This window comes from Corynebacterium striatum ATCC 6940 (genome assembly GCF_000159135.1).
GTDB lineage: Bacteria > Actinomycetota > Actinomycetes > Mycobacteriales > Mycobacteriaceae > Corynebacterium > Corynebacterium striatum.
Window position 1 is genome coordinate 404,704 of record NZ_GG667519.1, and the last position, 6,592, is coordinate 411,295.

Consider the following 6,592-nt stretch of genomic DNA (forward strand, 5'->3'; position numbering starts at 1 on the left):
CCAACGCCGACAACCCGCACGAATACCTCAAGAAGCAACTCGAACTACCCGCCGACGACATCGCCGAATACAACGAGCACACCGACAAAAACAACTAAAGACTCGAAAGGTTCTTACACCAGATCGGCGGACTTGGCCGTAAAAGTTTCCTGCAGCTCTTTGATTAATGCAGCCAAAGGTGACGGATTTTAGAGATTTAAGTCAAACTGCTTGACGCTTTGTGACGCATCGCATATTTTACTTTATAGGTTATCGATAAGCGGTAACTAAACGCGGGTGGAAACCCAGCAGTTTGGAAGGAGGGAACACGATGGCCGACGTAAAGATTTCGCTTTCTTCGAACTATGCATGCGTACAGCCAGAGATTGTGAATGTAGTCATCATCGGAGGCGGTGTCATGGGAATGAGCGCCGCATGGAATCTCGCATCGCGAGGAGTCAAAGGAATCGTCGTGTTGGAGCAGCACGAGCTGGGGTGTGGCTCTTCAGCAAAACCGATGGGCGGAGTCCGTGCAAACTTTTCAGACCCGAACAACATCATCCTCGGCAAGCGCTCTTTGGAAAAATACGGGCGCTTCCAAGAGGATTTTGGGGTCAACATTGAGCTGAGCAAAGTAGGCTACCTGTTTCTCGCTCGTAACGAAGAAGAAGCGGCCAACCTCGAAGTCGCAACTCAAACGCAAAACGAACTAGGCGTGAACTCTTATATGGTTTCACCGCAGCAGGTTTACGAGCTCAATCCATTCATCGATCCCGCAAGCATCGTGGTGGGTGCGTATTCTCCGGATGATGGATATGCTTGTCCGGCCGCAGCCGTTGATGGCTATCGCCGTGCGTGCCAGTCCCTGGGCGTGACCATTCTTGATCACACAGAAGTCCGCGATATCACCACCGCGGGTGGCAAGATTGAAGCGGTCTTGACCAATCGCGGTGCCATTCGCACCAACCAAGTCATTTGCGCGGCCGGCGCGTGGAGCAAGCGGATCGGCGAGATGGCTGGCCAAGAACTACCTGTAGAACCAGTTCGCCGCATGATCGGTATTACAGCGCAGCGTCCACAAGCGCATGCCACGGTGCCTTTCACCTTGGACCTTGGCACCACCTTCTATATGCACAATTACTACAACGCGCTGTTACTGGGCATCTCGCATAAGGAAGAAGTCGGATTCAACCGCGAATGGACCTACGAATGGCTGAATGATTTCAACGATGCCGCCCGCATCGTGGCTCCATCGCTGGTCGATCCGCAGCTGGAAGCAGGCTGGGCCGGCTTTTATGAAAACACCCCTGACCACAACGCCATCATCGGCGCATCGAACACGGTCGAAGGCTTTTACTACATCACTGGGTTCTCTGGACATGGGTTCCTGCAGGGGCCAGCTGCTGGCGAGCTGATCGCAGACATCGTCACGAATAAAGAGTCCTTCCTCCCGCATGATGCATTCACCGTTGATCGCTTTGCAGTGCCAAACATTGGGCTTACTGAAAAGCACATCATCTAAGTGCTGCTTGTACTGGCTTAACAGTTGATTTACCACTTCGCAAAAGTAAAGGAAAAAGAATGGCGTTTAACGAGACATGGCAGCTGCGTGCTCGCTTTGCCAAGAGCTTGTCAGACATGTATGGCGAAGAAGTGCCCGCATACACCACCCTCGTTGAGGTTTCAGAAGAAGTAAATAAGCGCTACATGGAAAAAATGGGTGCTTCTGCTGAAAGGCTTGGTTCCATCGAACGAGTCACCGCAGAACGCCATGGCGCAATCCGCGTAGGCAGCCCGCGTGAGATGGGACAGGTAGCTCAAGTTTTCGCGGCTTTCGGCATGTATCCGGTTGGCTTTTACGATCTGCGCGAGGCTGCCAAGTCTTCGGTCCCGGTCGTCTCTACTGCGTTCCGTCCTACTGACAAGCAGGAGCTGGCAAAGAACCCTTTCCGCGTCTTCACCTCGATGCTCGCCACCGATGACCCGCGCTTTTTCTCTGACGACCTGCAAAAGGGTCTGCATGAGTTCATCGATTCTCGCACCATCTTCGGTGGGGAACTGCTTGAGATGGCAGCCAAGGCCCAAGAACAGGGCGGGCTAGACGACGTCGATGCAGACAAATTCATTGAGCTGGCTACCGCGGCCTTCAAACTGAATGACGAGCCAATCGATGACGAATGGTACCGCGAGCTCGAGGCCATTTCTGCGGTTGCTTCCGACATCGGTGGCGTCCGTTATACCCACATCAATCACCTGACCCCACGTGTCCTCGACATCGATGACCTGTATTCCTCGATGGAATCGCGCGGTATCACGATGATTGATGAAATCCAGGGACCACCAGCTTGGAAGGGGCCAGACATTCTGCTGCGTCAGACCTCTTTCCGCGCCTTGGATGAAGAGCGCATCTTCCGCTTCGCGGACGGCAGCGTGGGCCCGGGTGCGCTGCGCGTGCGCTTCGGCGAGGTAGAGCAGCGCGGTATCGCCTTGAGTCCGAAGGGGCGTGAGCTTTACGACGCCCTGATTGCCGAAACCGACAAGCGCCTCCAAGCGGGCGAAGCGCCAACTCGAGTGGAAGTAGCGCGCAAGGTCTGGGAGGAAAACCTGCCAGATAGCGAGCAAGGATTGCGCGAGCAGGGCCTTGCCTACTTCACCTACGCGGTAGCTCCGGGCGCCACCGTGGAACCCGGAACCTACAAGGTAGAAGAGCTCATCGCCGAAGGAATCGTCATCGCAGAGCCGATTGTCTACGAGGACTTTCTGCCACGTTCCGCGGCGGGAATCTTCCAGTCCAATCTGAAGGAGGCAGGTACCCGCGATAACGAACAACAAGGAACTGACTACGACATTGAGACTATGTCCAAGATTGTAGGCCGCGAGATCAAGGAACCCTTTGAGCTCTACCGCGCACAGGAAGAAGCTTCGCTCGAAGAACTCGCTACCAACCTAAAGATCACCATCCAGCCAACCGCGGCTGTTGCACAAGCCTAAAAGAAATACGTCCCCAGGAAAGGAAAAATAATGACCGTTCAGACCCACGACCAGTTGCTCGAAACCGTAAAATCCGCGCTAAATGCCTGCGGCTCTACTATCACGGTTGGAGAAGGCGACCTCATGTCGCGCACTCCGTTGACTGGCGCTGAGCTTTTGGCCGTCGAGTCCACTTCGAAGGAAGGCGTCGATAAGGCAATTGCGGCCGCCGATGAGGCTTTCAAGTCCTGGCGCAACGTGCCGGCACCGCAGCGCGGCAACGTGATTAAGCGCTGGGGTGAGCTGCTGGCAGAGCACAAGCGTGACCTTGCGACTCTCGTGCAGATTGAAGCGGGCAAGTCCATGTCTGAAGCAGAGGGCGAGGTGCAGGAGATGATTGACATCTGCGACTACGCTCTCGGTCAGTCCCGAATGCTCTTCGGCAAGACCATGCCTTCTGAGCGTCCAGGCCACCGCTTGATGGAGACCTGGCATCCAATCGGCGTCGTCGGTGTTATCTCTGCGTTCAACTTCCCGGTAGCGGTCTATTCCTGGAACACCGCCATCGCGTTGGTCTGCGGCGACACCGTCGTCTGGAAGCCTTCCGAAATCTGTGTTCTCTCCGCCATCGGCGCGCACTCGCTGCTGCGCAAGGCAGTAGAGGAGTGCGGCGAGGATCCAAACATCCACCAGCTGGTTCTGGGTGACCGCGAAATCGGTGAGGTGCTGGTTGATGACAAGCGTGTCGCTTTGGTTTCCGCCACCGGTTCTACCCGCATGGGTCACGAAATTGCGCCTCGTGTTGCCTCTCGCTTTGGCCGCTACCTCCTTGAGCTCGGCGGCAACAACGCCGGTATCGCAACTCCTTCTGCAGACATCGATCTCGCACTGCGCGGTATCGTCTTCGCAGCCGCTGGTACCGCAGGACAGCGTTGCACCACTATGCGCCGCCTCATCGTGCACGAGTCCATTGCTGATGAACTCACTAGCAAAGTGGTCGCAGCGTACAAGACTCTGACCATTGGTGACCCGCGCGATGAGTCCGTCCTGGTTGGCCCGCTGGTTCATCAGAAGGCTTACGAGGATATGCAGGATGCGCTGCAGCGCGCGCAGGAGCAGGGCGGCGAGCTTTTGGTCGGCGGCGAGCGAGTCATTGTCGATGACAACGAAGACTCCTTCTACGTTCAGCCTGCCGTAGTGAAGATGCCTTCCCAGACCGAAGTCGTTCACAACGAGACCTTTGCCCCGATTCTCTATGTGATTACCTACAAGGACCTGGAAGAAGCAATCGAGCTGCACAATGCTGTGCCGCAGGGTCTGTCTTCTGCAATCTTCACCCAGGACCAGTCTGAGGCAGAGCTCTTCCTTTCCGCTTCCGGTTCGGATTGCGGTATCGCCAACGTCAACATCGGTACCTCCGGAGCCGAAATCGGCGGTGCCTTCGGAGGTGAGAAGGAGACCGGCGGTGGCCGTGAGTCCGGTTCCGACGCATGGAAGGCCTACATGCGCCGTGCAACCAATACCGTTAACTACTCCGGTGAGCTTCCACTCGCACAGGGCGTTAAGTTCCTGTAAAGCGATATAAAAATATCCCGCCTCGTAAGTTATCTACGAGGCGGGATATTTTTGTCTTTATTTACTGGGAAGCGAAGTAATCGCGGATGATGCTAAAGCCACGGCGGATTTCTTCCTGCGAGGCCGCGAAAGAAATACGGATGTGGTGCTCGGCGCTCGGGCCATACTCGGCGCCGGCGCGGACGATGACCCCGGCGTCGCCAAGCTCACGCGCCACCTGCACAGAGGGCTTGTCTACCTCGTAGTGGATGAAGGAATAGAAAGCGCCCTCCGGCTTGACTGTCTCAATGCCAGGGACCTCGTTGAGCAACTCAACCATCAACTCGCGCCGGGCGGCGTATTCATCGAGCATCGGCTGCAGCGCTGAATCCGGCAGATCGAGCGCAGCCTCTGCAGCAATCTGTGCCGCATTGTTCAGCGAGCCGTTGAAGGTGCGGTGGAATTGTGCGATAGCGGCGATGAGCTCCTTATCGCCAGCGACATAACCGACGCGCCAGCCGGTCATGGCGTATTTCTTGGAGAAGGTCTGTACATAAAGCGTGCGCGGCGCTAGGGATTCGACTTCCAAAGCCGAGGTGAAGTCATGGCCTGAGTACGTCAGAGAGGAGTATGCTTCGTCAGAAATAACTAGGGTAGAGCTTCCTTCGAGTAGCTTGCCCAGTTCCTCCAACTCGTGCTTGGTGTGCACAATGCCATTCGGGTTTGAGGGGTTAGAAAAGACGATAGCCTTGGCGCCCGGAAGCTTTTCCTTTAATTCTTCGATGTCGAAGTGTAGGTCTATGCCCAGTTTTGCATAGACGACTTCTCCGCCAGCGAGGGTGACAAGGTCCGCGTAGAGGGAATAGGCCGGTTCAGGGATGACCACCTTGTCCCCGGGGCTTAAGAGGGCGAAGAAAATCGCTCCCAGTGCGGCCGTGGCGCCATGGGTGACCACGACGTTATCGGCATCCCAGTCCTTATTCGTGGGGCTCGAAGGTAGTGCAGACACCAGCTTTTCGCGCAAAGAACGCAGGCCGTGCTGATCGGTATAACGGGTATTTCCTTCGCTTACTGCCTTGTTGCCGGCGTTCGCGATGGGTTCTGGGGTGGGAAAGTCTGGTTCTCCTAGCGCAAGGGAAATCGCGCCCGCCGGAACAACTCCGAGTGGCGGACGCAAAGAGCTCGCGCGCTGGTCGAGAATGCGCTGAGCAATGTGGCTCACAGAAACTCCTTAATTTAACAGGAAAATTATGCGGGGAGGCAGGGGAGAGAGGATTTACGAGTGTGGAACAGTCTTTTCGAGCTTTGGAAGCATCTTGACTTGTTCGTGTTCTGGGACAACATCGATAGTTCCGTTGTCCACCGACGCGCGATACTCTGTGATTTCTTTCCGCAGTGGCTTAGCCAGCAAATAGATGCCTAGAAGATTAGGGATAGATACCAAGAAGAAGGTGGCATCAGAGAAACGCACCACAGTATCCAGCGATACTGCTGCGCCAACGATGATCATCAACAAGTAGACGACCTTGTATCCCAATTCGGCGATCTTGTTTTCCTTGAAGACATAACCGGCTGCCTTTTCTCCATAGAAGCAATAAGACAAGACTGTGGAGAAGGCAAAGAGGATGATGCACAAGGAAAGCAGCCAAGGGAAAACACTATTAACCGTGGCAAAAGCGTTGGAGGCGAGGGTTACGCCCTCTTCGCCCTGGTTTAGATACTGACCGGTAACGATGATTGAAAGGGCTGTAAGCGTACATACGACAACGGAATCGAAGAAAGGCTCCCAAGCTGCGGTAAAGCCTTCCTCAGCAGGGCGGCGGTTCTTCGTTACCGAGTGCGCAAGACCGGCCGTACCGACACCGGCGACGTTGGAGAACAGGGCGCGTTGGATACCGATGATCATGACACCGATGACACCGCCACTGATGCTGTCGGGATTAAAAGCACCGCTAACAATGAGCGAAGCCGCGTGCGGAATATCGGTGAAGTTGGCACCGAGTACGGCGAGGACGCCCACAGCATAAATAACGGACATCAGCGGCACCATGCGAGAAGTCCATTGTGCGATGGCACTGATTCCGCCGAG

The 6,592-nt window shown here is 55.5% G+C and carries 5 protein-coding genes; 3 read left to right on the plus strand and 2 right to left on the minus strand.

The window, feature by feature from the left end:
* Positions 1–310: 310 nt before the first annotated feature.
* The 3 genes from HMPREF0308_RS01815 to amaB are packed head-to-tail and all read left to right on the plus strand — an operon-like array spanning position 311 to position 4,524.
* Positions 311–1,501 carry an NAD(P)/FAD-dependent oxidoreductase gene (locus HMPREF0308_RS01815; protein WP_005528111.1) on the plus strand — a complete coding sequence of 397 codons (1,191 nt, stop codon included), beginning with the start codon at positions 311–313 and terminating at the stop codon, positions 1,499–1,501.
* A gap of 59 nt (positions 1,502–1,560) precedes the next feature.
* Positions 1,561–2,970 carry a 2-oxoadipate dioxygenase/decarboxylase gene (gene hglS, locus HMPREF0308_RS01820; protein WP_005528112.1) on the plus strand — a complete coding sequence of 470 codons (1,410 nt, stop codon included), beginning with the start codon at positions 1,561–1,563 and terminating at the stop codon, positions 2,968–2,970.
* A 30-nt stretch (positions 2,971–3,000) separates the two neighbouring features.
* On the plus strand, positions 3,001–4,524 hold the full coding sequence (gene amaB / locus HMPREF0308_RS01825; protein WP_005528113.1) for an L-piperidine-6-carboxylate dehydrogenase: 1,524 nt from the start codon (positions 3,001–3,003) through the stop codon (positions 4,522–4,524).
* 61 nt (positions 4,525–4,585) lie between these two features.
* Here the strand turns inward: amaB and HMPREF0308_RS01830 are convergent, their stop codons facing one another.
* The gene (locus tag HMPREF0308_RS01830) at positions 4,586–5,725 is read right to left on the minus strand and encodes a pyridoxal phosphate-dependent aminotransferase (protein ID WP_005528114.1); all 1,140 of its coding nucleotides are present in this window, start codon (positions 5,723–5,725) and stop codon (positions 4,586–4,588) included.
* Positions 5,726–5,779: 54 nt separating this feature from the next.
* Positions 5,780–6,592, minus strand: an 813-nt coding sequence (locus HMPREF0308_RS01835) for an alanine:cation symporter family protein (protein WP_005528116.1), incomplete at its 5' end; no start/stop codon positions are given.